Consider the following 25,787-nt stretch of genomic DNA (forward strand, 5'->3'; position numbering starts at 1 on the left):
TATTGAGAGGATTTATGTCGATGGAGACCAACCGGAACCTGCTTGCAGCTGTATCGCTGATTGCCGTGCTGTCTCCGAACCTGGGAGTTGCGGCAGGATCCACGGATCCATCGGCGGATACCGAGGCTCCGAGCAGAAACCTTATCCAGGAGATCCCAGGACACAAAAGATCGCCGGAAGAGAGCGCAATCCTCGACCGCATGCGGAGCCAACTGGAGGAAATGGCAGAGGGCGGGCGCCCTGATAGGGAGGCCACAGACGGGGCGGAGGGTGCGCGTGCGGCCCAGCCACGCTCAGTGGATGTGCCGGATCCCGGCGATCTTCCCGACCCTCAGGATACTTCGGAAGAAAGGCCGTCGGTGTCGGAACGCGCTGCGATCCAGAAAGCCTTGTCGGCTCTACCGGGGGACATCCTTGAAAAGGACGCGACCGACATCGACCGGGCCATGGTCCTCAGGGTCGTGTGTGGCGATGGGGACTCAATGATCGGGACCCCAGAACGACGCGAACAATTTCAGGAAGCTCGCGCCGTTCTGTGTTCCAGCGATTGAAGGCCGCTCACTGGATCAGGAGATCGTCCAGAGATTTTCCCTGATCGAGAGCGTCGATGACCCACTGGGGCTTCCGTCCGCGACCGGTCCAGGTCTTCGACGGGTCGTCGGGGTTCGCGTACTTGGGAATACCCTTCGTCTTCTTGGCGGTATTGCCGTTCGTTGTCAGCTGATCGAGCGAGAAGCCGTATTGCTCTTCGATCTTTTTCAGAGCGGCGCGCGCTTCGTTCTTGCGCTCGACCTCACGCTTCTCGAGTTGAGCGTCAATATCCGCGCGCAACTGCAGGAGCTGTTCGCGGTTCATTTCGAGGAGTTTGTCTGAATTCATTGTATTGTCTCGGTTTGCTTTGACAGGTGCACAAGCGCCACTAAAGCGTTCAGCACCAAGTTGCAAACCGAGACAACAAACTCAATGCCGAACCTTACCCGGTTTCCTGAAGAAACGTGGGGAAGGCGACGTTCAGGTCATCTTCCTTTTTGGATCTGGCTTCCGGTTCACGGTTAGCTTCAGAGCCCTCACTTTCCGCAGTGGCGTCCGAGCTCTCTGCTTCCTGGGCGCCATCCTCCGCGGCCAGCATCGCGATATCGTCGACGTTCTGCTCGGCCCCGTCTTCAGTCTCGCCGGCGATTTCGGAAGCGAGATCCGAGACCAAGTCGGCATGGGGATCGTCTTCGGGCGATGGTTCGTCGTCGGCCTCATTTTCGAGATCTTCCGGCTCATCCTCGGAGGCCAGATCCGCTTCGTCCTGCGCTTCCTGCAGAAAGTCCGTTTCGTCGGTGTCGTCCGACGCTTCGGAAACTTCCGAGGTGACCTCGTCTGCAGTGCTCTTATCGTCAGCATCCCCTTCGGATTCCTCCGACATGGTGACATCGGTCACATCGGCGTCGTCTGCCTCGCTTTTGGCGCCATCCGCGTCATCAACCGACGGACCCTGAGCATCTTCGTCGCTCTCGGATCCTGCCTCCGAGGTTTCGGCATCCGAATTCGCGGTCTCGATGTCCTGGGCCGACGCGGCTTCGGGCATTGCGGTTTCGGATCCCTGCACCTGGGACGTCTCCACGGTCACCATGGTATCGTCGGCAACGGGGGCATCGGCCGCCGCAGCATCGTCGACATTCTCGGCCTGCGGTGCCTCCACTTCGGTGTCCTGCACAGGCGTCGCCGGCACAGCCGATGCCTCGGCGGTGGCTGCGATCTCGGTCGTTTCCTCGGACTTGGCCGACTTGCTGGCTTTCTTGCGGTTGCCGCCGCGCCGTTTCTGTTTGACCTCGACCTTATCGATCATGCCCATCTCGGCGAGCTGCGACACACGGCTGTCGATCATGTTCCGGGTCTTGTCGGCATCGAGATCCTCGGGAAGGTCTCCGAGGAATTCCTCGAAATCCTGGTGTCCCTGGTCGAGACGCCCCTGCGCGTCTGCGCCCTTCTTGCGCAGCGCCTCGAGGGCCGCTTCCATCTCGGAAATCTCGCTGTTCAGATTGGCGACCTCGGACTCGGTCTGGGTTACGCGAACGGCAATCTTTTCGCCGTCGCCGATAATGGTCAGAAGATCCTTCATGTCTTGCTCCTTTGGTCCCGTCTATTCTATGACAACATAGAGTGGGCTGTCAATACAATAAGAATAGGGGCCGGGAATTTCCCGGCCTCGCATTATTCTTCCGTGGCGTCGTTCTCGGTCGCCGGGATCCTGGCCACCGTGGTGATGGTCTTGCCTTCATCAATGTTGAAGAGCTTGACCCCCTGCGTGGTTCGACCTGCTTTCCGGATACCTTCGACCGGGATGCGGATCGTCTGTCCATCCTTCGTCATCATGACCAGGCCATCACCTTCGGTCACAGGAAAGCAGGTCAGCAACGGGCCCGTCTTCTTGTTGATCTGGGCGGCCGAGAACCCTTTTCCGCCCCGGTTGGTGGTCCGGTACTCGTAGGCACTGGACCTCTTGGCGAAACCGTTTTCGGAAACGGTGATGAGGATGTCTTCCTGGTCGGCCAATTGCTGCATCCGCTCGGAGGTCAGTTCGACCTCGCGTTCGGAATTCTCGCCGCCCAGGATGGTTTTCCCGCCGGCATTGTAGGCTTGCCGTTCTTCTTCGCTTGCGTCGTTCCCGGACAGGAGGCATGCGCTGATGATGCGGTCACCCTTGGCAAGCGACATTCCCCGGACACCGGTGGAGGTGCGCGATGCAATAACCCTCAGGTCCCCGACACGCACACGCAGGCACTGGCCCTTCTGCGTCGCCATGAGGATGGTGTCCTCGTCACTGCAGAGAAGGACGTTCACCAGCTTGCCCTTGGGATTCCCGTTCTCATCATCGAGCGGCATGGCGATCTTCCCGCGCTTGTTGACGTTGGAGAAGTCCGATGCGCGGCTGCGACGGATGTTTCCAAAATCGGTGACGAAGACCATGCTGAGTCCCTCTGCCTCTTCCTCGGTTTCCGGCATCGGGATCACCGAAGACAGACGTTCGCCTTCGGTCGAGCGCAGCTGCATGTAGTTGATCATCGGCCGGCCTCGGGCGTTGATGGCGCCTTCGGGAAGTTGCCAGGCCTTCAGCTTGTGGGCGATCCCGCGCGAAGTGAAGAAGAGCAGGGGACTGTGCGAAGAGCAGGTCATCACGGATGTGATGAAGTCCCCGTCCTTCATGTCCATGCCACTGCGACCTTTTCCGCCACGCTTCTGCTCACGGTAGCTTTCGAGGTCGGTCCGCTTGACGTATCCGCCATTGGTGAAGCTGAGAACCACATCTCGACGGTCGATGAGATCCTCGTCCGACAGAATGTCCAGTTCGTTTGCCTCGATCCGGGTCCGGCGTTCATCGGAGAACTTCTCCCGGGCCTCGATGAGTTCCTGCTCGACGACACCGATCAGGACATCACGGTTGTTCAGGATCCGGACGTAGCCACGGATCTCCGCGGAAATCTCGCGCGAGCGCTCGGCGATCTTGTCACGTTCCATGCCGGTCAGGCTGCGCAGGTTCAGGGAAAGAATGGCGGAAGCCTGCCCCTCGTTGAGGTAGAATTCCTTCTCGGCCGAGTGGAATTCATTGTCCGGGTCCGCATCCTCCAGGAGCTTCTGGAAATCGCCCTCGACCGGGAAGGCAAGCTGCATGAGACGGGTACGCGCATGATCGCCATCGGACGATGACTTGATGAGATCGACCACCTTGTCGACCAAGGATACGGCGGCATACAGCCCCACCTGCTTCACCAACGCATCGCGGGCCTTGGTCAGGTCATGGATGGTCCGCCGGCGCACCACGTCCTTGCGGAAGTCAACGAACGCCTCGATCTGCTCCATCAGGCTCATCACCTTCGGGCGCCCGTAAATATCCAGACAGGTCGCATTCACGGCGAAGGACGACACCAGGTCGGTGTTCTTCCGAAGCTTGTTCAAGATCAGGTTGGGATCGGCGTCCCGGCGCAGTTCGATCACCACGCGCACGTTGTTCTCCCGGTCGGACTCGTCCCGGACGTCCGTGATCCCCTCGAGAACACGTTCGTTCAGGAGGTGGGCGATCTTTTCCTGGAACGTCGCCTTGTTCACGTTGTAGGGCAGCTCACTGATGACGATGCGGCTCTTGCCGTTCTTCATCTCCTCGATGTCCGACACCCCGCTGATCGCGATCACGCCGCGGCCGTCCTCGTAGGCTTCGCGGATCCCGGACTTGCCCCGGATCACCCCGCCGGTCGGGAAGTCGGGGCCGGGCATGACCTTCATGATTTCCGATAGATCGGCTTCGGGCGATTTCAGCTTGAGCAGGCAAGCGTCGATGGCTTCGGCAGGGTTGTGGGGCGGCATCTTGGTGGCCATGCCCACGGCAATGCCCGCGCCGCCATTGATGATCAGGTTTGGGATCACAGTCGGGAGCACGACAGGCTCCACGTCCTTGTTGTCGTAGGTGGGCGTCCAGTCGACGGTGGAGCGCTCGTAGTCCCGGGTCATCTCGTGCGCGGCCCGTGTCATGCGGGCCTCGGTGTAGCGCATGGCCGCCGGACTGTCTCCGTCGAGGGAGCCGAAGTTGCCTTGCCCGTCGACGAGCGGCAGGCGCATCGCGAAGTCCTGCTCCATGCGCACCATGGTGTCGTAGATCGCGGAGTCACCGTGCGGGTGAAGGGAACCCATCACGTCCCCGACGATCCTTGCCGACTTGCTGTAGGCCTTGTCCTTGGAATAGCCGCCCTTGATCATCGCGAAGAGGATCCGGCGATGCACGGGCTTGAGGCCGTCGCGAATGTCGGGAAGGGCTCGAGACACGATCACCGACATCGCGTAGTCCAGGTAGGACGTTTGCATGACCTGGCTGATGTCCACGTCGTCGGAGGAAGACGGGTTCTCGATTGCTTCTTGCGTCATTGGAATGCCTTTTAATGTCTTGCGGCAATCTATCCTTAAAAGGTTTCCGTGTCAACAAACGCAAAGAATAGCTGAAAACAGGAAGGGCGGGCACCTTGGCCCGCCCTTGTGCTGATGCGCACGCTGCGCTGGACTGATCAGTCCGACGTCGCGTGGGAGAGGTCGCGTCCCGGGGCACTCGGACGGGGAGTGTACCCGGCTGCCTCTCGCTGCTCAGCGGGGGTAGGTTTCTGCTCGGCAGAATGGGTTTTCATGATGCGCGGGTGGCGGCGGACCGACGGACCGGCATTCTGGACGGCGTCTTCCTCGGGGCTGTCGAGGTTGGCCTGGCGGATCTTGGCGCCCGGCTCCAGGCCGTACTTGATGGCCATGAAGTTGCCTTCGAGCGTCGCCGACGCGGTCACGAAGATGTTGTTGGCGGTGACATCGCCAACGAGACGGCCGGAGCTGGACACGGTATCGGCATCCACGTTGCCGTCGACGTTGCCGTCCAGCTCGATCATCAGCTTGTTGCAGCTGATGTTTCCCTCGAAATCACCGACGATGCGAACATCGCCCTCTGTCTCGAAGTCGCCCCGGAAAACGCCGCCGGATGCGAAGACGGTCACGTCACTGGACGTGTCGCCGGTGTTTGCAGTTTCGTTCCTGGAATCCATTCTGATCTGATCTCCTAATCTATCATGCTCCCCTGGCCACCCGTCTGGCCCGAAGTGCTCAGTGAAAGCCTTGCCGTCAAGCAAAGTAAGCATTGAATACCCCTGAAAAGGATAGAAGTCAACAGATTTGATGAAAAACTTCGAGAAAAGATGGGTCGAAAAGAATAGGGCAGGTCCGCGGCAAGGTTTCCGGCATGCCTCCCCGGGTCTCATCCAAGAAAGACCCCGCGAAGCCGGGAGCTGCGCGGGGTCTCGACGTGGTTCTTGCGGTCGATCCGGAGATCAGTCGACAGGTTTGAAGCCGCGTTCTGCTGCGACATCGGGGTGCAGCGTTTTCACGAAGCCCATCTTTGTGTGAAGGAGCCCTGGTCGGCCAGTCACTTCGCAGGTCGTTTCGCTCATGAGCTCGGCGAAATCGACGTAGGCGTTGATGATGGCATCCGGCATCGTCACGTAGGCCCGGAGCGAACCTTTCTTTTCCTTGACCTGGGAAAAGTAGATGAGGTCCAGATCGTAAGATTCCGGATCGATCTTTGCCTGGTGTCGGACATGACGGTCGATGGCGCGCGCCAGGTTCACGACGATCAGATCCCAGCCCTCCTCGTGTTCGAATTCGACCAGGGACTCCCCGCCGAGATCGTTTTGAAGGAGATAGGGTGCGATGTCGTGCACCTTTTTCCAGATAGGGGAGGTGTTGTCGCGAAATTCAGGCATCGAGGTTCTCCACTGCGTCTGCGTTTTGTTCGATGAATTCGCGGCGCGGCGGGACAACCGACCCCATCAGGGTGCTGAACACCATGTCCGCCTGCTCGGCATCCTGGATACGGACCCGGAGCATCTTGCGGTTCTCGGGGTTCAGGGTCGTGTCCCACAGCTGATCCGCGTTCATCTCGCCCAGGCCCTTGTAGCGCTGGCGCGTCAGGCCCTTCTCGCCGCGCGCAAGCACGAAGTCCAGTGCCTCCTTGGGATCGAAGCAGGTCCGGGTCTCGCCACCCGGCGTTTCAATGGTGGCGCCCTCCAGGTAGATGCGCGACAGGTTGCCATACTCCTGGAGCAGCATGCGGGCCGAGGGGTTGCCACTGACGGTATCCGGGATCCGGATCGCGTTGTCGACGCCGCGCTGACGGTAGGAAATCACCATCTCTCCGCCGTCCACGTCTCCCGACCACCGGGTGGCAGAAACGCGGGGTTCCATGGTCCGGGCGAGGAAATTGGCCGTCTTCCTTTTCGAAGCCTCGTCCGCAAACGCCGCGGGATGGAAAGCTCCGGATACAGCCATGGCCGACGTCAACGGAAAGAAGCCGATCTCGTTGTCCACGGTCTCGATCATCTTCACCGTCTGCCGAAGCGACATGAAGTGTTCCATCAGGCTCTCTTCCTGCAGCAGAGTCCCGTCCGCGAGCTTCATCGTGACCCCCTCGACACCGCGGTCGAGCAGGTGGCCGTCCAGGGCCGCATCGTCCAGAAGGTAGGTCTTCGGCTTGTTGGGGCCCTTGGAGACACTGTAGAGCGGGGGCTGGGCGATGTAGACGTGCCCGTTCTCGATGAGTTCCGGCAGGTTGCGATACAGGAAGGTCAGCAGCAGCGTCCGGATGTGCGCACCATCCACGTCCGCGTCGGTCATGATGATGATCTTGTGGTAGCGCAGCTTCTCGATGTCGAAGCCGTCCTTTCCGATGCCGCAGCCCAGCGCATTGATCAGGGTGCCGATCTGTTCAGATTTCAGGATCCTGTCGAGCCGCGCCCGCTCGGTATTCAGGACCTTGCCCCGCAGCGGAAGGATTGCCTGGTTTTTCCGCGAGCGCCCTTGCTGGGCGGAGCCGCCGGCCGAGTCGCCCTCGACGATGAACAGCTCGGACTCCTTGGGATTCTTGGTCTGGCAGTCTTTCAACTTGCCAAGAAGGTTCGCGATGTCGTTGGAAGCCTTCTTGCGGGACATTTCCCGGGCCTTGCGGGCCGCGGCACGGGCGGCCGCGGCCTCCACCGCCTTTCCAATGACCGCCTTGGCCTCGTCGGGGTGTTCTTCCAGCCAGGAATTCAAGACATCGTTCAGGACCTGTTTCACCGGTCCCGTGACCTCGGAGGAGACGAGCTTGTCCTTGGTCTGGGACGAGAACTTCGGATCGGGCACCTTCACCGACAGAACGCAGGTCATGCCCTCGCGGATGTCGTCGGCCGATAGCTCGACCTTTTTCCGGCCCTTGTTGATGTTCTCTTCGACATACTTGCTGATGCAGCGAGTGAGCGCTGCCCGCATCCCCGAGATATGGGTGCCGCCATCCCCCTGCGGGATGTTGTTGGTATAGGCCAGGACGTTCTCGGAATACCCGTCATTCCACTGGATTGCGGCCTCGATGCCGATGGTCACTTCGCCGTCTCCGGCGGTAACCGTGCGCTCGCCGCGAGCGACCACTGGCTTCTTCATGATCGGTGTCCGGGCCCGGTCGACGTATTTGACGAACTCCGAAACCCCGCCCTCGTAGTAGAGGTCGTGCTGGCCGACGCCATTGCGAGACTTGTCGTGGAAGTTGATGCGCACCCCGGAATTCAGGAAGGCGAGTTCACGAAGACGCTTTTCGACGATCTTGCCGTCGAACTCGATGCTCGAGAAGACCTCGGGCGAAGGCCAGAAGGTCACGACTGTGCCGGTCTTGCGAGGCGCATCTCCAACGACGTCCAGCGGCTGATCGAGAACACCGTCCTTGAAGGTCAGGAAGTGCTGCTTGCCGTCGCGATACACGGTCACCTCGACCCGTTCGGAGAGGGCATTGACCACCGAGACGCCGACGCCGTGGAGGCCACCGGAAACCTTGTAGGAGTTCTGGTCGAATTTGCCGCCGGCATGCAGTTCGGTCATGATGACCTCGACGGTGGGGCGGCCTTCGGTCTTGTGCATGTCGACCGGGATCCCGCGCCCGTTGTCACTGACGGTAACCGAGCCGTCCCGATTCAGGATCACGTGCACCACGTCGCAATGGCCGGCCAGCGCTTCGTCGATGGAGTTGTCGACGACCTCCTGGATCATGTGGTGAAGACCGGAGCCATCGTCCGTGTCGCCGATGTACATGCCGGGACGCTTGCGGACAGCCTCGAGCCCCTTGAGGACCTTGATGCTTCCGCCGTCGTACAATTCAGGTGCCTGGACGTCTTCGTTGCTCATGGGAACTGTGTATCCTTGTAAATCATGATAGTAGTATAGTTCTTGCCCTCCAGTGTCAACTATTCTATATTAATGAGCGGCGGCGCATAAATTGTTGTTGACAAAACTTAAATTAGCATGTCAACTGTGCGGCGAATGGAGTCGAGCATGAAGTTGAAATCAGCCATACCGCCGAGCAGGCAAGGAAAGAAGCAAGTCATCGCATACGTCGAACCAGCGCTGGCCGAAGCGGTGGAACGGAAAGAAGAACAGGACGGTGTGTCCAAGCAGGAAGTCGTTGCCCGTGCGATCAACGCGGTCATGACCGCCCATGGGAAGAAACCGCTCCTGGAGATGGGACATCATCGCATCGTGCGCCGGAGGAACGGAAAATCAAAGGCGCGCAGCAACGATCAGACCCCGCACTGCCGGCGTGGCCGCCGCGGCGTGGGCGGGTGGTACGACTACGGGAAAGTTCAGCAGCTGGCCGAGTTTTCGCAGGAGATCGACCTGTCCATTCAGGCCATCGTGGAGATGGGCCTAAAGGACATCACCGGCATGCAATCTCTGTACGAAAAGCAATCCGAAATCGCGGACTGACCAACGGCGGCTGCGGCAGGGCACGGTGGTGCGCCATGCCGCAGCCGATCCGTCAGGGCTTGACTGGCTTGAAGTGCTATCGACGTCAAGGAGACGACAGGTTGGGCGCGTGCTGGACACGCTCAACGGCGGCGTCGAAAATGTCTCCGTAGCCTGGTCTGTCCGCGCCAGTCCCGACAAAGCTGGGATCCACGCCCAGTTCCGCGCACCATTCGTCGAAATCGATCTCGTCCGCCGCATACTGCTCGCGGGCGACATCCTCGTAGTCGGGATTGTCGTCCAGGGCCTTTTCGACCGCAGCGGCCAGTATGCACTGATCTGCTTCCTCTCTCGTCAAGTCCGCCACATTCTCTTCGCGTGTGTTGGTCATCTGAATCTCCGTGAAAAAAAAGAGCTGCCCCGAAGGACAGCCCTGTTTTCGTTAGAATGCGTAGGGCCCGGGGTCACCCGAACCGAATGGCCGGCTCGCGCTCGCGCTCTTCCGCGTAGTCCGCCTTGTCGACCAACTCCGGGTTCGACGGGAAGAAGTAGAGCGCGTCCCCCATCTCGTCGCTGACGAAGAGTACTTTCATGTCCTCGACCTCGATCAGATCCATTTCCTGCGGCGCGTAGACCCGGCTGACGGCCCGGTGTGTCGCTTCCGGGATCTCGAGACGCTGGCCGTTCTCAAGGTAGCTCTGCACGTGAGCGCGCACGGTTGCCTGCGGGGCTTCTGCTGCCATCATCTGCTCGCTGCCGCGCGTCGATTGAAAGACGCGGACATCTTCCATCGGGGTCTCGGTCAGGGGGGCGTAGATCTGGCGCGCGGTCTTCACGATGGCAGGGTCCTGCGCCGCCATCATCGGGATCATGGTGCTCAGCGGACACAGTGCCGACGTGTGGTTGTACCCGGGCAGCTGGAAGGTCGGGCCGAGGCTGGCGAGCGCGTTTTCCCAGCTGTCGGCCGAGAGGGCCTTTTGACCCGGCTCGGCACTCACGGTCTCGCCGACGTCCCGTTCGGCCTTGGCGACCTCGATGGCGTTGTTGAGTAGGTAGACGTCATGCTTGACGCCTTGCGGCACGTCATCGCGCTCCTCGATGCGCTGGTGCATGCCTTCGCTCAGCGCGTCGAAGAATGCGAACATGTCGAAATCGACGTCATCGGCCTTCTGGATGACGCTCTGGAAATGCGACGCGATGCGCGCGGAAAAGGTCGGCGCCACGTAGTCACCATTGCCGTCGACGAACGACAGACTGGCGTATTCCGGCGATTCAACGGGGCGAGCGTCGAGGCGGCCGGTCTCGGCGTTGTACTCGACGATGTCGCCCATGTCGCCCACGGCGATCACGCGGTGGTTGGACAGCTCAACGGCCCGGGTGCCCGGCTCGATGTCGCCGGAAAACCGGAAGGTGCTCTCCGCGAGCTGGTCGCGCGTCAGGACAGCCTGGCGGCCGTCATCCAGGTCGAACATGATGTCCCCCGGGCCGACCTGTACGGTCTCGCGAACGGGGATCTCATCGTAGTCGTCATCCCACGCGTCGTGGTCCTCTTCGAAATCGACGACGATGCGGGCCTCCTGTTCAGCTTCGAAGATTGAGCTGATCTGCCCTTTCCGACCGGTGTCGGCGACATGAGCAAGGGTGTGAAAGCCTTCGCGCTCGAAGACGTTGGTGGCATCGGACATGGAAAACTCCTCGGGTCAATGTTGGTCGTTTATTCCTATCTGAAAAGATAAACGAATATCGCAACCGACTCAAGAATAGATCGGTCACCAGCGGTCGCAAAGAGACTGCCAATACGCGTAGGATTCCGGGGAGTCCAGCTCCCCATGTTGTGCCTCGCGCTCCCGGACCATGGCTTGGATACGCGGGGTGATGTCATCCTTCAGTGTCCGGATCGCCCGGGAAACAACGGATGTTGAGCCGGTGTAGCTGCGGGGGAAGCGACGTCGCACACTGCGGAAAATCGACTCCCGGATGGAGGCAGCATGAGAATTCAGGACACGCCGGTTAATGTCGACATGCGTATTTTCGTGCTCCATCGTGACGTCGTACCGACAGGTATTCGGACGGAACTCGCGCGCGATGTAGACCGTGATGCTGTCATATCCCAACGAGACCTCGAGATCCGAAGGCCAGACGCAGGTGGTTCCGTCGCCCATCCTGGCCATCCTGAAATTTCCCCGGATTTCCGATGTCAGGTTCGCCACCGTCAATCCATTGACCATCGTGTCCGGGTGACGGGCAATGCGACCGTCCGAAAGTTCCGCAAGCTGACCCCGCTCCAATGAACTATCATAGACAACGTCCGTGGTAACCGGGACCAGGCGGACATCGGCCTGAGGATACGACCGATGTCCCTGGAAGACATCGACACATCTCGCATCCCTTGCGGATGCGAAGGTCCCCAGCGTCGTCAGGACTGCGGTGGTCAAGATAAGCCGATAAAATTTCATGAAAGGACCCGCGTTGTACAATTATGGATGAACTATGCAGAAGAGTTTTCGAAACCATGATCTTTCCGTCAAAGACCGCCCTGGTGCTGATGGGGCTCTTGTCAGCCGGGCAGGTGACTGCCCAACCGTCGTCCCAGACCCCGGACGCCCCCTTGCCGGATGACTTCTTTGGTACCTCTGAGAGCATGAAGGATCTGACCGGCCGAAACGATGACCCAGGATTCCCGATCTTTCCACGCGCGGGAAACCCGGATGCGGATGTGACCATAGAGTACTTCTACAGCCACGATTGTGCGCCCTGTGTCGATGCATCACGTGCCCTGTTCACGCTCCTGCGCCGCGGTGAAGACATCGACGTGACCTTCCATCCAGTGGGGCTGACCGAGGAATCCTACTTCCATGCCGTGGTCGAGACCGTTCTCTACGGGATCGATCCCAAGATGTTCGAACTCTTCCACTTCGGATCCATGGCAGCTGTCGACACCGAACAGGAGCTCGATTCCAGGGTCTTCATGCGCGACATCGCGGATCGTGAAGGGCACATTGAAGTGCTCGAGGCACGCTTGGACCGCTACGAGGAGTGGACCTCTTCCCTGGTTGTGAACTCGGAGATCCTGAAATCTTTGGAAGCCCGGGACCTGCCGGTTTTCATCGTCAATGATGCCCTCTACCAGGGGTTCGCCGGGGCCGAGGACCTTGTCAGCGCCATCCGCAGCGCGAAGGGAGAAGAGATCCTGAAATCTCGCGGCCAATAGGCGTCAATCGAGCCTCGCAAGAAAAGCACGGGCGCCCTTCTCGAACTTCTGTCGGGTACGGGCATGCCGAAAGAGGATCAGAAGGCCGATCAGCGCGGCAACGTGTCCTGTCAGGGCAACCTTGCCGGCAAAGGTGTCGTAGATCCAGCCCTTGTAGAGGTACCCAGCGTGGACAATGATCAGGGCGCCTTGCATCGAGAGTGAATAGACGGCCTGCCGACGATAGCACCACAGGAACCAGGCAATCCCCCCGACGAATACGCCCATGTTGAGGAGTGCGATCTCCAGTTGCTCGAGGGACGCGCGATCAATGATCAGCCCGGTGGTGCGGATTGCCACCCATCCGGACGGGACCACGAGCAGAAGACCGGCAAGCGTCTTCTCGTAGAGGGACAGGTAGGTGAACGCGTGAAACCGTGTCGCGTGCAAGACCCCGATCCCGAGAAAGACGAGTCCAATGCCGATAGCCATGGCCAGGACTGAGTCCATGCCGGACGGACGCCAGGTCTCTCGCATCGGCCGGGGGTATCCGTTGCCTTCCATGGAAATTTCGACGACCGACGTGATGGCCTCCGTGATCCGCTCGGCAACGGCGCTTCCCGCGTAACGGGCAGGGGTGTCGACAACCGCCGTCAGGCGACAGTTCCTGGAAACCCAGACCCGGGAGACCTGTTGCCGGCGTCCGTCGTATCGCCATGTGCCGGTCCAGCCATATTCGGGTCCACCATGGAAGACGACATCCGAGGGCTGTTGGCGGACGGTCTTGATCTGCTCACGTACCTCAAGCTGAAGCACTTTCCGGAGATGTGCCCTATCCATCGATGACAGGGCTCGCCCAGCGCGGGCTTCAAGGCGGACCTTGATCTCCGGGTCCAGTGGATGAGACAGCTGCATGCGCCCGATAGACGAGGATGGGGCACGGTCGAGTTCCTGGCCAAGAACCAGGTTCCCGTCAATTGCCTCGGGAAGTGCGCAGGCCGACCAGGCCGCCTGCGCGGTCATCAGAAAAATCAGGATCGCCGATAGGACACGCATGCTGGTTCCAGAGCCTCATGGTCACCATGAATCCTGAAAATTGTAGTGTGAAGTTAAGGATGCTTGTCCGATGGACGCCGAATTCGAGGTCGAACGATGCACTGGTCTTGTCCCGCGCAGTTGCGGAAGAGAAGCGAAACCGTTTCAGTTCCCGAGCGTTGCGTCGAACTCGATGATCGTGCGGTTCTGCTCGGCGCGCTGCGGAACGGAAATCTGTCCATTGTTGATTCCGTGCCCGGAGAAGAAGATCTGGCGGACCTCCAACTCGGTTCCTGGTTCGCGCACGGAGAAACCGGCTTGCACCAGATCTTCCCGCCAATCCTCCAGGATGCCGCTCGGCTCATGTTCCGTCGCGAACCGGAAGACGCGCATCGTCGACCCGATCTCCCGGGATGTCACCACCTCGGCATCCTCGGGAAGCGTGAGCGGAGCGGGAAACCAATCTGGCGTTGCCGTTGTGTCACCGGCGATTGCGAATGCCGGCAACACAACCGAAAGCGCAACGAAAAAACAGGATCTCCTCAACTCCATGATACTCACTCCGACGGTGTCATTTCAGAATCCGGGAAACCATACCGCCGAGTGGAGATCTTCGCGAGCCATTGCTTCCGCCTATCGGCAGGAGCTTGCTCACCAAGCGTTCGAGAGCCTCCGTAACCTGGAGATCTGGCAGGCCTGAATTTTTTGACTGGCCTCTCGGCCAGCTGCCAAGGCATGAACATTATATGATGTGCAGCGACGTCCAGCATGCATATCCAATGATTTGCATGCTGACGCTCATTGCATGAGGTCGGCAGTCCGGGTGTGAGCGAGTTCCATGTCTCGAAGAAGACGACACTGCCGCGTGTTTTCCAGGGCATCCGTGAACGCGCTCTCGGAAACGCGACGGGTCCCATCCGGTCCGGCCGCAACGGGTGTCACACCGAAATAGTCGCAGACAGAGTCCACGATCCGGGCCCTGGCTTGATCTTGTGAATTGGTGGACTCGTCCACGAGCGCTGCCTGGCGCAGGGGGCCGGGCAAGCTGTCGACTGGACCGTCCATGATTTTCAGGATGTCCTCGTCTTCCATTCGGAGCACGTCATCGGTGACATCCAAGACAACGTCATTTTGCCCAGGGGTTTCCACCGTCATCTCGATCCGGTCGCTCAGCAGCGTGACGGCATCGAGGGCGAGCTCGCTTTCAATCTCGGCGCCCTGAAGTGTCGGGAAGACGCAGACAATGCGGTCGTCGTCGCTGGTACCGGTCCCGACCATTGCGAAAACGCGTCCATACCCAAGGAAGCCGGCCATTTCACTGTCCTGGCACAGAACGCGTCGATCCTGAAAATCACCGGCCACGAGACTGCGGTCGGTGTCCTGTCCGACCTGCCATCCAGTGGCCTCCGTCCAGGTCATGCGTTCGCCGTTCTCGTCCGTACCTTCGATGCCGGCCACGGGCTCTCCAATGGATGAGACCGTCGAAAGAACCTGGTCGGCGGTCATTCCCATGTCGCCAATGTGCATCCTGTGTGTTCCGTCGATCAGAATGGAAACGTTGTTAAGCATGAGTGGCCCTCCTTGAACTACATGTTTCCCCGGAATAGAAAGGAACAAAGCCTCACCGGATCGAGGTAAGGAGAGCAATACATGACAAAAACCTGGGTCATCGGATGCCCGCACTTCGGGCACCACAATATCTATTCATTCAAGGACGACGATGGGAACCTCATTAGGCCCTACGCGGACAATGCGGATGATGGCGACGAGTACATCCGCCAACGCTGGCAAGAAACCATATCGTCAAAGGACACGGTCTATGTGAACGGCGACGTGGCCATGGCTCGATGGGGTCTGAAAAGACTTGAAGCATTGAATGGCAAGTTGATCCTTATCATGGGGAATCACGACAGTCACCCAATGCAAGACTATCTTCAATATTTTCAAAGAATCCTGCCCGAGAAGAAGGTCGACCAGTTCATCATCAGTCACCGCCCGTTGCACCCGGGATCGTTGCCGACATGGTGTCTGGGCAACATCCATGCCCATACTCACGAACGTCCCGTGACAATGGAGACGGAAGACGGCCCGGTCCCCGACCCCCGCTATTTCAATACCTGCGTGGAAGTGAACGATTTCCGGCCAGTTCTGCTGCATGATGCGATGAACGCCCTGCGTCGCCGGAACCAGGTGTCGGAACCACAGGGCTGACAAAATGAAGGGAACCGGCCCTTTCTCGAGGCCGGCTCCCGCACGCGAATAGTCTGGAAGACAGGTCTCAGGGGGTTGGCGCCGAGGACGCCGCACGCCGTGCGCCCAGGCGACCGAGCTTCGGACGAGGGCGACCTGCCGGCTTGGACGCTGCGGGCGCCGGTGTGTCTTCCTTTGGCTCGGATGTCGCCGGTACCTCCGAAGGCTCTGCAGGGGTCTCCTGAGTTTCTTCCGAGGTGTTCTCGGATGGCTCGTCGACCGGCTTGGAGGTCGTCTCCTGGGCCTTTTCCGGTGCTTTCCGTGCCGCACGACGACGCCCGAGGCGGCCGCCCTTCTTCGGCGCGTCCTGCTCCGCCTCCGCGGCGTCCTGCGCGTCGGCTTCGGCGGAGGCTTCCATCTCGGCATCGCGGGACTGGTAGTCTTCCTTGCTGTCCTCCTCGCCGCCAAATGACGGGTCATCGGCGGACTCGGATGCCGCCGGAGCGTCGACGTCCGCCGCATCATCCACGGTCTCCGCGGGCGTATCTTGCTCGGGTCCACTCTCGGCGGCATCAGCTGACGGATCGGTATCGGTTTCTGCCGACGGCTTCGACGCTTCTGTTTCGTCCGGAGCCGAGGCATCCGCCACAGGCGTTTCTCCGGTCACCTCCGGGTCGGGAGATGAGTTTTCCTGCATATCCGCAACGTCGGGCTCGACCTCGGCCGTGTCCGTGTGTTCGTCGCCGGACAGATCGATCTCCTGGGAAAGCGTCTTGCCCTGGTACGCAGCCTGAAGGGCTTCGAGATACTGCTGACGGGCATGCTCGAGTTTCACGGAGCCGACTGTATTCGCGTAGCCCGGGGCAAAATCCTTGAAGCTGTGGATGACCTGCCCGTCGCGCTCCTTGCGGGTGCAGTCCTTGAAGTCGAACGTGATATCGGCGCCGTCGACATCGCCCTTGAAGTAGCTGCCATCACGGAGCGAGCCCGGGTGCGGCGTCTGGATCGTGTCGCCGATAAGATCGCGCAGCACCTCCACGGTGGACAGCGCCGTCGCGTTGTAAGCGATCATGTCGATTTTCTCACCGTTCGCCTCGCCCTCGAGGAAGGCATAGAACACCGGCGGCCTGGAATCCTTGGCTGCCGTCTTTCCATACCGGACGGATTTCACCTGAACAGCGCTGTGGTCGGTGCGTTCTGGAGTCTTGTCGGCCATAAGGGTCTCTCTTCAATTTCAAGAATTATTGTTCAGGTTCTGCAGTGAGGCGCAAGTAACAAATTTTTCGGTGATTTATCCCTGATAAACTCTTTCATGTCATCCTGGGCAGAGTTTTGGAGGTCTTGATGAAGAAACACCTATTTTCCGGAGTGGCTGTCCTCGTGGCGGTCCTGGGCGCCCCGGCCATCGCCGCGGACGCCGAAATCAACGAAGCCTGGGAAGGGCACAAGGCGGATGACGTCTGTTTTGCCATCACCTTCCCGGAGGCGGAACGCCCGGGCGGCGACCGCTACGTCACGGTCTCGAACCGGTTCGAGGAAGGCGTCGAAGACGAAATCGCCGTCGTCTCCGGTTTCGGTGAAGAAGCCAACATCGAGGGCACGATCAGGATCGATGAAGAGCTCCCGTTCCAGCTGCTCGTCTACAAGGGCACGGGGTTCCTGAAAACCGAGGAGCTCGAAGAGAAGGCCGTCCAGCAAATGAAGGCCGGCCGCGAGCTCGAGGTGAAGTGGACGAAGCCCGACGGCACCTACGTCTTCGACGAATACAGCCTCTACGGCATGACGGCATCACGGGCCTTCGCCAACGAGTGCGATTGAGGTAAACCGCCAAGCTTGCGAGAAGGACGCCGATTGGCCGGCCCTTTGCAATTCGTGTTGCAAACGGGCCTAAGGGCTCGGAGCGCAATGTCCGCTCCGAGCCCATTGCGGAAGTGTTAAATTCTCGCTGAGCACGCTCGCAGAAGAACCTCTGTTGACGTACGGTAGATCTTCATGCCGCACCGCAGCTCTGAATCCGGTCGTTCGTGCGCCGCGTAGCGAAATCCTCAGGAGCAGCGACCGCACCGCGGGACCTTTCTGCCGTTCGCTGCGGTTGCTCACTTCACGCTGCATTTGCATAGGCGTCCGACTTGAAGGGCGAGAGCCGACCTTCGCCGCACCTGCGAGCCGGCGCGACGCGAGTTGAAATAGCAGACCTACAATTCTTCTCCGAAACGCGAGAATTTCTATGTCGTCCCTTGGCCGCTCTGAGCCTCAGTCATCCGGCGCGCGGCGCGGCAAGGATCACTGCGGCCCCGATTAGGCACAGGCCTGCCCCCGAGAGATCCCAGAGGTCCGGCTGCTGCCCTTCCGCACCCCACATCCAGACGAGTGAGGCTGCGATGTAGACGCCGCCGTAGGCAGCAAAAGCCCGGCCGGCGAAGTCGGTATCGACCTGCGCGAGCAACCAACCGAACAGAGCAAGGCTCGCAATTCCCGGTAGTAGCCAAAGGCTCGAGGCACCGCGCCACCAGGCCCAGACTGCAAAGCAACCGGCGATCTCGGCCAAAGCGGCGAGCGGATAGATGACCGCGGCTGGCATCAGGTGGCGGGCCGGCCGTGGTCCGCAAGGCATTCCTCGTGGTCGCGCAGCACCTCGAGGATGCGGCAGTCAGCGACCCGGTCGGCACTGCACTCGCTGAGCATTCGTTGCAGTTCGACCCGAAGCGCCTCGAGCCGGGCGATACGATCCTCGACCTCGCGGAGCTGTTTTTGTGCGACCGCGTCGACCTGAGCACAGGATCGTTCAGGGCTGTCGGAAAGGTCCAGAAGTTCCCGGATCGCCTCCAACGAAAAGCCGAGCTGCCGCGAGTGCCGGATGAACGCAAGGCGATCGAGATCAGCATCTCTGTAGCGGCGCTGGCCGCCCTCGCTCCGGCCGGGCTCCGGCATGAGGCCGATCTGCTCGTAATAGCGGATTGTCTGAACCTTGGTGCCGGTTCGCTTGGCCAGCGTGCCGATGGTGAGCATTGTCGACCTCCGCAGATACCTATAGCTGCTGTAGAGAAGGGTGAAGAACAGGACAATAGGTCACGGCCTCCCCCGGAGAAACGCCTTGAACCTCTACCTGCTGTAGCTTGTATCTCTCCGCCGTCTGACGAGGCAAAGAGGGGTCCTGCGAATGGCTCGAGTTCGGAAATTGGTATGGCTGTTGTGCGGCATCGGCATCCTGGTTCTTGGCAGCGCGGTGTTGTGGCAACGCACGACCTCCACTCCGACGGCTGAGAGCGAACCGGCCATCGTCGCCGATTTCGAGCTCACCGGTCACGACGGCATGGTTCGCACCGAAGAGGATCTTCGCGGGACGTGGAGCCTGATCTTCTTCGGCTTCACCCATTGCCCGGACATTTGCCCCACGACGCTCGCTGATGTTGCCCAGGTGATGGACAATTTGGGACCGCAGGCCAGCCAGGTTCAGCCTGTGTTCATTACCGTCGATCCGGAACGCGATGATGTCCAGGCGCTTGCGGACTACGTGCCTCAGTTCCACCCGTCGTTCCTTGGCCTGACCGGAACGCCTGCGCAGATCGAAAGCACTGCCAAGACCTTCAAGGTCTACTACGAGAAGGTGGACGAGCCGCAGGCACCGAATGGCTATTCCATGGGCCACACGTCTCAGCTCTTCCTATTCAACCCGCAGAACGAGCTGGTTCGCCTCTTCAGCTACGGCACCCCGCCTTCCGAGATCACGGCAGACATGGAGCCGCGGATCGCCGCCGATAGCAGCTGAACCAAGGGCCTGCTTCGCCACTGTTTCCAAGGTCCGTGCGGCCCAACATGAAAGGATATACCATGAAGAACCTCGTTCCCTTCGCCGCCGTGGCGGCCTTCCTGATGCCTGCGCCACTCTTTGCCGGCTCGGACGACATCACCGTTGAGAACGCATGGTCGCGTGCCTCCATCGGCACCAGCCGGCCTGGGGCGGCTTACATGACCATTCACAATACCGGAGAGGATGCAGCGAGCTTGACCGGCCTTTCGACCGACCTGGCTGCGATGGCTGAGATCCATCGAAGCACGACCAACGAGGAGAACGTCACATCGATGGCGCCGGCCGGGACCATCGACATTCCGGCGGGAGAGACAGTCGCCCTGGAGCCGGGCGGGCTGCATGCGATGCTGATGCAGCTCCAGCGCCCCATGATCGAGGGGGAAAGCTTCTCCCTGACGCTCGAATTCTCCGATGGAGAAGAGATCGAACTCGAGGTGCCGATCCGTGGTATCGCGGCGCGGGGTCCGCAGGACTGATGCGCAGGCGGAGCTTCCTGCTATATGGCGCGGCCGGCACCGGCGCGATAGCTGCCACGCTGGGGATTGGATGGTGGCAGGTGGACGGTCCCGGCGCGGACGCGCCGGTCGGGAAGCGTCCGCTGCCGCTGACCGAGATGTCTTTCCGGCTCACGGATCACGAAGGAAAATCGGTTGGTCCGCAGAGCCTTCTGGGGCGCGCCTCGCTCGTCTTCTTCGGGTTCACCTACTGTCCGGAGGTCTGCCCCACGACGTTGGCCGACATCTCGACCTGGCTCGACGGGCTCGACGAGGATGCGAAAGACCTGAACGTCGTTCTCATCACGGTCGACCCGGAGCGCGACACCGTCGAGGCTCTTTCGGAATATGTCGGCTATTTCCACCCGTCCATCAGGGGATGGACAGGGAGGACATCGGAGATCGACCGAGCGACCGAGGACTTCCGGGTGCGTTACGAGAAGGTCCCCCTGGAGGGAGGCGGTTACACGATGAACCACACGTCAGGCGTTTTCCTGTTCGGCGCCGATGGGCGCCATGTGACCATCATCGACTACCACGAGTCGCGCGAGTTTGCGCTCCCCAAGATACGGCGCGCGATGGAGGCGTAGTGCCGTGGCTCCAGCTGACGCTCGGATATCGTCTGGTCTTGGAGAAATTGTCATTCGCCCTTGAACCTACAGTTGCTGTAGGTCGTATATCGAGTTCCGATCGAAGAATCACGACGGAGAGCCATCATGGCGGACGGGAGCGCAGGAGAACGCGAATGGCGCGTGACAGGCATGGATTGCGGGTCATGCGCCGCCAAGGTGCGCGGCGCGGTCGAGCGCCTGCCTGGCGTCGAGGATGTCGATGTCGCGCTCATGGCCGAGCGGCTGCGACTGACGCTCGATGAGACACAGACACCGCCCGAGCGCATCGAGAAAGCCGTGCGCGGCGTCGGCTTCGGCATCGCGCCCAAGGGCGCACGGCCGGAGAAGCCCAAGGGCGGATTCGTCCTGCCGGATGGGGCCTTTCCAGATGCTGCTGAGGGCTCGGAGACCGACAGCGAGCCGGAGAATGGCGACGAGTCAGCCGAAGAGGCGCCAAGCTCGTGGATGAAATCCTCCAAGGGCCGACTGGTGATCGGCACCGGCGCATTGCTTGCCGCGGCCTGGGCGTCCCGCCTCGTCCTCCCGGCCGAGATTGTCCATTGGGTCTTCGTCCTGGCAACCCTCGTCGGGATCGTGCCCGTTGCAAAGCGTGCCTTCTCCATGACGCGGGCTGGCATGCCCTTCACCATCGAGATGCTGATGACCATCGCTGCCGGCGGCGCGCTGGTGATCGGCGAGCCGGAGGAAGCGGCGCTGGTCGTCTTCCTCTTCGCCGTTGGTGAACTCCTGGAAGGCGTCTCGGCCGGCAAGGCACGTGACAGCATCCGGGCGCTCTCGAAGCTCGTGCCGAAGACCGCGCGGCTCGAAGTGGGCAGCAAGACGCGTGAAGTCGCGGCAGAGAAACTCCAGGTTGGCCAGATCGTGCAGGTGCGCCCCGGCGATCGCGTGCCCTGCGACGGCGAGGTGATCGAGGGCACCTCGGGCGTCGACGAGAGCCCGGTGACCGGCGAGAGTGTCCCGAGCCTCAAGGAGCCCGGCGAGGAGGTCTTCGCTGGCTCGATCAACGCTGAGGCGCTGCTGCGCGTGCGGGTCACGAAGGCGGCCGAGGACAACACCATCGCCCGCATCGTCCGCCTCGTGGAAGAGGCCGAGAGCGCCCGCGCCCCGACCGAGCGCTTCATCGACCGGTTCAGCCGGGTCTACATGCCCGCCGTGGTCGGCGCCGCTGTCCTTGTCGCCGTCATACCTCCGCTGGCCTTCGGGCTGGCCTGGGGCGAATGGATCTATCGCGCGCTGGCACTGTTGCTGATCGGGTGCCCCTGCGCGCTGGTGATCTCGGTGCCCGCGTCGATCACCTCGGCACTGTCCACCGGCGCGCGCAACGGCCTGCTGATGAAGGGCGGCGCAGTGATCGAGCCGGCGGCGCGCACCACCCATGTCGCGTTCGACAAGACCGGAACGCTCACGCATGGCAGGCCCCGCGTGACGGACGTAGCGTTGCTGAGCGGGAGCGAAGACGACCTTCTGGCCCTTGCGGCCGGCGTTGAGAGCGGCGCGAGCCACCCTCTCGGACAGGCGATCTGCGCGGAGGCCGAGCGGCGGGGCGTGGGTGCGGCGGCAGCCACGGGGGGCCGCGCGCTCCCCGGCAAGGGGGCTGAGGCCTCCATCGACGACGTGACGGTCTGCGTCGGCTCTCCGCGGCTGGCGGAGGAGCGCGGCGCGCTCGCGGACGACCTGCGGAGCCGCGTGGCGGCGCTGGAAGCCGACGGCAAGACCGTGGTCATCGTGTTGCGCGATGACGTGCCCCAAGGCCTCATCGCGCTGCGGGACGAGCCGCGCGCCGATGCGGCGGAAGCCGTCGCGCAGTTGCGGGGCCTCGGCATCTCTTCGGTCATGCTGACCGGGGACAACCCGCGCACGGCGCAGGCTATCGCAGACGGGCTCGGGATCGAGCATCGCTCGGAGCTAATGCCGGAAGACAAGGTTACGGCGATCCGCGACCTGACGGCGGACGCACGGGTGATGATGATCGGCGACGGGATCAACGACGCGCCCGCGCTCGCCGCCGCGCATGTCGGCGTTGCCATGGGCTCGGGCACCGATGTCGCGCTCGAGACGGCCGACGCGGCGATCCTGCGCAACCGCGTGACCGATGTGGCAGGCAAGGTCCGCCTCGCTCGGGCCACCATGTCGAACATCCGCCAGAACATCGCGATTGCGCTCGGACTCAAGGCGGTCTTCCTCGTGACGACCGTGCTCGGAATCACCGGCCTGTGGATCGCGATCCTCGCGGATACCGGCGCCACGGTGCTGGTCACTATGAACGCCCTCCGGCTGCTGTTCTTCCGGCCCACCGAAACGGCTGAACCCACGGAACGCGTCGGTCCGACCGCCGAGGAGGCACGCCCCGATCACGCAGCCGCAACGACCTGAAAGGAGACACCGATGATCCTCACCCGCCGCGCCATGATGGCCTCCGCCGTGTGCTTCACCGCGACAGCGCCGACCACAGGTCTGACCCAAAGCTCTCCCGCGATCCACGTCCTGAAAGATCCGAACTGCGGGTGCTGCACCGCCTGGATCGAGATCCTGAAGGAGGACGGCTTCACCGTCACCACCGAGCGCAGCTTCGGGACCCTCCTGATCCGGCACAAGCTTGAGAACGGCATCCCCCAGAACATGACCTCCTGTCATACCGGCGAGATCGAGGGCTACATGATTGAGGGACACGTGCCGACGCCCGACATTCGAAGACTGCTTTCCGAGCGCCCCGATGCCGTCGGTCTCGCCGTGCCCGGCATGCCTTACGGATCACCAGGCATGGGTCCAGAGGATGAGCGGGAAGCTTACGATGTGTTCCTGATCCGGAAAGACGGCAGCACGGAGATCTTCTCAAGCTACAAGGCTGCCTGAGGGCCCGAGGATAGCCTTCAGGCCACTGCGCATATTCCACACTACGCAGTCGCAGCGAAGGCTCGGAAAGTCCGTGCTACTGACTTTGGCCCCAAAGATACGCTGCACACTGGTTCGAATGGCGGGTCCGGTGAAGCCGCGCCGCAGCGTCAGGCCATCGCTGAACGGCCGGACTGGGCCAGTCGCGGCGAGGAGCGCCTCGCTGCAACTGCGAATGTCATTTGCTCGGTCGTGGTTAGTAAGGGGCTCGGAGCGCTCATGCGGCGACGCAGCAGGTCGTGTGCCTGGCAGGCTGCGGCGGCCGTCGCTCCCGGCCCAGAGCCGACCATGGCCGTGAGATTAGACGCCGCACCGCAGCTTTCCCGAAGCCGCCATTGATTACAGACCGCAGCATTTCGGGCGGCCAGACCTCGGCTGTCCGGACGAAGCGGACCTTTCTACCGCTTGAGATCGCTAAATCCGAGCGCCGTCGCAAATCCGACGAATGCCGTTCCTGTCACTCGACGTTGCCATCTCTGAACCGTCGGCGACCGGCCAAATCGATTTCCCAGGCCGCCGAAAGTGGCGCCTACCAAACTGCACCATACCACCGAAGCCGCCGCTAATATCCCCCCAAGCAACGCAAGTTGAAATGTCATACTGCCTTGGGTTGGCGAGACGAACTGGAGGAACGCTACGAAGAATAGGGCGATTTTCGGATTGAGCAGGTTGATTGCGGCACCTTTGGCCAGCGTTCGTAGGACGGACCATTCTCTTTCACCCGAAACGCTCGTCGTCTCGTCGTGCTGTTTGAGAACGTTGATCTCCAGCCAGATTAGATAGGCGACACCCGCCCACTTTACGACTGTGAATATGACTGGCGAGGCCTTGAAGAGAAGCGTGCCCGCCAAGGCGGCCGCGACTGCCTGGACGGCCACACCGATCGCTATTCCAAGCCCTGCCACGACTCCGCCTCGGACTCCGTGCCTCATGCCCTTGGAGGCCATGTGAGCAATATCCACGCCCGGGGCGAGAAACACCGCGAGCATGCCTAACGAGAAGGCCGCCAAGGTTCCCAGATCAATTGGCATTAACTGTCTCCTGATCGTTGAATGGTCGCCTGAGGCGATTTTTGTTCGGCGAACGTCTATTCGAGCCGGATCTTGCGCAAAACGGGCTCGGAGCCGACTTGCGGCTGCGCAGCGGTGGGAGAACGGCGGCCAGCCGGTCCCCCATGCTCCCGGCCCAAAACGACCCTCCGCCGAAATGCTTGTCTCAGCCCTGCCGCGGCTAAGAGGCTTTGGTGTCGCGACATCGGGCGTTGCGCCGCTCGACTTTGAACAGCAGAACGAGCGATGCGGTGAGCAGCAGCGCGGCGTTGAACGGGTGAAGGGCAAGCGCCGCCCCACCGTTGGCGGCCAGAGCGACCTGCCCAAGATACAGCACAAGGAGGGCACCGGCCCACCATGCGAAGCCCCGCAGCCACGGCACGAGGACCGCGTATCCGGCAAGCGCCAAAACGGGTAGTGAGACGAGCCCGCCAACGGTGGCATGCGCGCCCCAGCCGATCCCACCGTAGAGAGCCTGGCCGGCCAGCAGAAATTGCAGGCCCAGAACGACCGGCAAGCTGCGGGCGGCGAGGGAAAAGGGCGCAGGCGTCCCGGACGAAAGATCCCTGAAGGCGTCGTGGTTGCTCGCGGTCATGCTCATGCCACCTCTTGTCCGAGCGTTGCCGGAGTGGCCTCGATGAACGCGTCTAGCGCACCTGCATAGCCCTCGGCAGCGTCTGCCAGCTCGGCCTCGCTCAGCTTGTCCGCGCTGAACGTGATGTAGGGGGCGTGCCACGGCAGGCCGCAGCGATGGGCGGTGGCCATGAGCGGGGTGAAGATCTCGTCGATCGTGAAGCGGTTCGCCCCGCCCCGCCCATAGGCGCCGGCTATGTTCCCCGCGGTGGCCGCGACCATCAGCGGCGTCCCCGCCAGCCGGTCGCCTTCGTCCTCGGCGAACACGTAGAACATGCGGGTCAGGACGCTGTCCTGCCACGCCTTGAGAAGCGCGGGCGTCGAGTACCACTGGACCGGGAATTGCAGGACGATCCGATCCGCCGACAGAAGGCGCTGCGCCTCGGCGCCGGCATCGGTGAACATGTCGATCACGCCGCCCGGGTAGAGGCTCTGCATGTCGACGACCTTGACTCCGGGGACTGTGGCGGCGCGGTCGCGCAGGGCAAGGTTTGCGTACGACTGAGCGATGTCTCGATGAAACAGAAGGATGAGAGTGCGGGACATATCTGCCTCCTTGGGTTGACGATGAACCCAAGATGG

The 25,787-nt window shown here is 61.4% G+C and carries 28 protein-coding genes; 10 read left to right on the forward strand and 18 right to left on the reverse strand.

The features are described 5' to 3' along the window. The first annotated feature begins 20 nt into the window (after positions 1-20). Positions 21-551, forward strand: coding sequence for a hypothetical protein (locus tag SALMUC_RS07500; protein WP_020038252.1), 531 nt, complete (start codon positions 21-23; stop codon positions 549-551). A 7-nt stretch (positions 552-558) separates the two neighbouring features. On the opposite strand, the gene SALMUC_RS07505 is transcribed toward SALMUC_RS07500, so the two are convergent. The 6 genes from SALMUC_RS07505 to gyrB all read right to left on the reverse strand — a co-directional run bounded on the left by SALMUC_RS07505 (position 559) and on the right by gyrB (position 8,721). Continuing rightward, entirely contained in the window at positions 559-879 is a 321-nt protein-coding gene (locus tag SALMUC_RS07505) for an H-NS histone family protein (RefSeq protein WP_020038253.1), read from the reverse strand. A 94-nt stretch (positions 880-973) separates the two neighbouring features. Continuing rightward, a complete protein-coding gene (locus tag SALMUC_RS07510; RefSeq protein ID WP_020038254.1) occupies positions 974-2,110 on the reverse strand; it encodes a hypothetical protein in 1,137 nt (378 codons plus the stop codon). 92 nt (positions 2,111-2,202) lie between these two features. Beyond that, positions 2,203-4,905, reverse strand: a complete 2,703-nt coding sequence (gene gyrA / locus SALMUC_RS07515; RefSeq protein ID WP_020038255.1) for a DNA gyrase subunit A — start codon at positions 4,903-4,905, stop codon at positions 2,203-2,205. Between the two features lie 137 nt (positions 4,906-5,042). Next, positions 5,043-5,561 (reverse strand): bactofilin family protein, encoded by a 519-nt coding sequence (locus tag SALMUC_RS28760; RefSeq protein WP_021120017.1) that lies wholly within the window; start codon positions 5,559-5,561, stop codon positions 5,043-5,045. Between the two features lie 282 nt (positions 5,562-5,843). Then, positions 5,844-6,275 (reverse strand): hypothetical protein, encoded by a 432-nt coding sequence (locus SALMUC_RS07525; protein WP_020038257.1) that lies wholly within the window; start codon positions 6,273-6,275, stop codon positions 5,844-5,846. After that, complete coding sequence (gene gyrB, locus SALMUC_RS07530) at positions 6,268-8,721, reverse strand: DNA topoisomerase (ATP-hydrolyzing) subunit B (protein ID WP_020038258.1); 2,454 nt, start codon at positions 8,719-8,721, stop codon at positions 6,268-6,270. The genes SALMUC_RS07525 and gyrB overlap by 8 nt, the downstream gene beginning before the upstream one ends. A gap of 147 nt (positions 8,722-8,868) precedes the next feature. Here gyrB and SALMUC_RS07535 point away from each other — a divergent pair, with 147 nt between their 5' ends. Beyond that, positions 8,869-9,300 (forward strand): ribbon-helix-helix domain-containing protein, encoded by a 432-nt coding sequence (locus SALMUC_RS07535; protein ID WP_020038259.1) that lies wholly within the window; start codon positions 8,869-8,871, stop codon positions 9,298-9,300. Between the two features lie 85 nt (positions 9,301-9,385). Here the strand turns inward: SALMUC_RS07535 and SALMUC_RS07540 are convergent, their stop codons facing one another. The 3 genes from SALMUC_RS07540 to SALMUC_RS07550 all read right to left on the reverse strand — a co-directional run bounded on the left by SALMUC_RS07540 (position 9,386) and on the right by SALMUC_RS07550 (position 11,735). After that, positions 9,386-9,670, reverse strand: a complete 285-nt coding sequence (locus SALMUC_RS07540) for a hypothetical protein (protein ID WP_020038260.1) — start codon at positions 9,668-9,670, stop codon at positions 9,386-9,388. 73 nt (positions 9,671-9,743) lie between these two features. Beyond that, positions 9,744-10,964: a hypothetical protein gene (locus SALMUC_RS07545; protein WP_020038261.1), complete on the reverse strand. Its 1,221-nt coding sequence runs from the start codon at positions 10,962-10,964 to the stop codon at positions 9,744-9,746. Between the two features lie 84 nt (positions 10,965-11,048). Beyond that, on the reverse strand, positions 11,049-11,735 hold the full coding sequence (locus SALMUC_RS07550) for a hypothetical protein (protein WP_020038262.1): 687 nt from the start codon (positions 11,733-11,735) through the stop codon (positions 11,049-11,051). 56 nt (positions 11,736-11,791) lie between these two features. On the opposite strand from SALMUC_RS07550, the gene SALMUC_RS07555 reads away from it, so the two are divergent. Then, positions 11,792-12,490: a thioredoxin domain-containing protein gene (locus tag SALMUC_RS07555; protein ID WP_037371331.1), complete on the forward strand. Its 699-nt coding sequence runs from the start codon at positions 11,792-11,794 to the stop codon at positions 12,488-12,490. Between the two features lie 3 nt (positions 12,491-12,493). Here the strand turns inward: SALMUC_RS07555 and SALMUC_RS07560 are convergent, their stop codons facing one another. The 3 genes from SALMUC_RS07560 to SALMUC_RS07570 all read right to left on the reverse strand — a co-directional run bounded on the left by SALMUC_RS07560 (position 12,494) and on the right by SALMUC_RS07570 (position 15,073). Continuing rightward, entirely contained in the window at positions 12,494-13,525 is a 1,032-nt protein-coding gene (locus SALMUC_RS07560; protein ID WP_020038264.1) for a hypothetical protein, read from the reverse strand. A gap of 144 nt (positions 13,526-13,669) precedes the next feature. Beyond that, positions 13,670-14,056 (reverse strand): hypothetical protein, encoded by a 387-nt coding sequence (locus tag SALMUC_RS07565; RefSeq protein ID WP_156883428.1) that lies wholly within the window; start codon positions 14,054-14,056, stop codon positions 13,670-13,672. 246 nt (positions 14,057-14,302) lie between these two features. Then, on the reverse strand, positions 14,303-15,073 hold the full coding sequence (locus tag SALMUC_RS07570; RefSeq protein WP_020038266.1) for a hypothetical protein: 771 nt from the start codon (positions 15,071-15,073) through the stop codon (positions 14,303-14,305). A gap of 81 nt (positions 15,074-15,154) precedes the next feature. Between SALMUC_RS07570 and SALMUC_RS07575 the strand changes: the two genes are divergently transcribed. Continuing rightward, entirely contained in the window at positions 15,155-15,715 is a 561-nt protein-coding gene (locus SALMUC_RS07575; RefSeq protein ID WP_020038267.1) for a metallophosphoesterase, read from the forward strand. A gap of 67 nt (positions 15,716-15,782) precedes the next feature. On the opposite strand, the gene SALMUC_RS07580 is transcribed toward SALMUC_RS07575, so the two are convergent. Further along, positions 15,783-16,910 carry a prolipoprotein diacylglyceryl transferase gene (locus tag SALMUC_RS07580; RefSeq protein ID WP_020038268.1) on the reverse strand — a complete coding sequence of 376 codons (1,128 nt, stop codon included), beginning with the start codon at positions 16,908-16,910 and terminating at the stop codon, positions 15,783-15,785. Positions 16,911-17,038: 128 nt separating this feature from the next. Between SALMUC_RS07580 and SALMUC_RS07585 the strand changes: the two genes are divergently transcribed. Then, the gene (locus SALMUC_RS07585) at positions 17,039-17,512 is read left to right on the forward strand and encodes a hypothetical protein (protein WP_021120026.1); all 474 of its coding nucleotides are present in this window, start codon (positions 17,039-17,041) and stop codon (positions 17,510-17,512) included. A gap of 439 nt (positions 17,513-17,951) precedes the next feature. Here the strand turns inward: SALMUC_RS07585 and SALMUC_RS07590 are convergent, their stop codons facing one another. Together SALMUC_RS07590 and SALMUC_RS07595 are read right to left on the reverse strand one after the other, a co-directional pair. Beyond that, positions 17,952-18,275, reverse strand: coding sequence for a YnfA family protein (locus SALMUC_RS07590; protein ID WP_020038270.1), 324 nt, complete (start codon positions 18,273-18,275; stop codon positions 17,952-17,954). Beyond that, on the reverse strand, positions 18,275-18,703 hold the full coding sequence (locus SALMUC_RS07595; RefSeq protein WP_020038271.1) for a MerR family transcriptional regulator: 429 nt from the start codon (positions 18,701-18,703) through the stop codon (positions 18,275-18,277). Before SALMUC_RS07595 ends, SALMUC_RS07590 begins: the two co-directional genes overlap by 1 nt. A 151-nt stretch (positions 18,704-18,854) precedes the next feature. Between SALMUC_RS07595 and SALMUC_RS07600 the strand changes: the two genes are divergently transcribed. From SALMUC_RS07600 to SALMUC_RS07620, 5 genes are all read left to right on the forward strand, one after another. Beyond that, on the forward strand, positions 18,855-19,463 hold the full coding sequence (locus SALMUC_RS07600) for an SCO family protein (protein ID WP_020038272.1): 609 nt from the start codon (positions 18,855-18,857) through the stop codon (positions 19,461-19,463). Between the two features lie 62 nt (positions 19,464-19,525). Next, complete coding sequence (locus tag SALMUC_RS07605; RefSeq protein ID WP_020038273.1) at positions 19,526-19,981, forward strand: copper chaperone PCu(A)C; 456 nt, start codon at positions 19,526-19,528, stop codon at positions 19,979-19,981. After that, complete coding sequence (locus SALMUC_RS07610; protein WP_020038274.1) at positions 19,981-20,589, forward strand: SCO family protein; 609 nt, start codon at positions 19,981-19,983, stop codon at positions 20,587-20,589. Before SALMUC_RS07605 ends, SALMUC_RS07610 begins: the two co-directional genes overlap by 1 nt. 126 nt (positions 20,590-20,715) lie before the next feature. Next, positions 20,716-23,004, forward strand: a complete 2,289-nt coding sequence (locus SALMUC_RS07615) for a heavy metal translocating P-type ATPase (RefSeq protein WP_021120028.1) — start codon at positions 20,716-20,718, stop codon at positions 23,002-23,004. Positions 23,005-23,016: 12 nt separating this feature from the next. After that, entirely contained in the window at positions 23,017-23,484 is a 468-nt protein-coding gene (locus tag SALMUC_RS07620; RefSeq protein ID WP_020038276.1) for a DUF411 domain-containing protein, read from the forward strand. Between the two features lie 437 nt (positions 23,485-23,921). On the opposite strand, the gene SALMUC_RS07625 is transcribed toward SALMUC_RS07620, so the two are convergent. The 3 genes from SALMUC_RS07625 to SALMUC_RS07635 form a co-directional block, all read right to left on the reverse strand. Further along, a complete protein-coding gene (locus SALMUC_RS07625) occupies positions 23,922-24,554 on the reverse strand; it encodes a LysE family translocator (RefSeq protein ID WP_020038277.1) in 633 nt (210 codons plus the stop codon). Positions 24,555-24,753: 199 nt separating this feature from the next. Beyond that, positions 24,754-25,173, reverse strand: coding sequence for a DUF6220 domain-containing protein (locus tag SALMUC_RS07630; RefSeq protein WP_020038278.1), 420 nt, complete (start codon positions 25,171-25,173; stop codon positions 24,754-24,756). Continuing rightward, positions 25,170-25,751: an NAD(P)H-dependent oxidoreductase gene (locus SALMUC_RS07635; RefSeq protein WP_020038279.1), complete on the reverse strand. Its 582-nt coding sequence runs from the start codon at positions 25,749-25,751 to the stop codon at positions 25,170-25,172. Before SALMUC_RS07635 ends, SALMUC_RS07630 begins: the two co-directional genes overlap by 4 nt. Positions 25,752-25,787: the final 36 nt, after the last annotated feature.

Origin of the sequence: Salipiger mucosus DSM 16094, from assembly GCF_000442255.1 — a bacterium.
Taxonomy (GTDB): domain Bacteria; phylum Pseudomonadota; class Alphaproteobacteria; order Rhodobacterales; family Rhodobacteraceae; genus Salipiger; species Salipiger mucosus.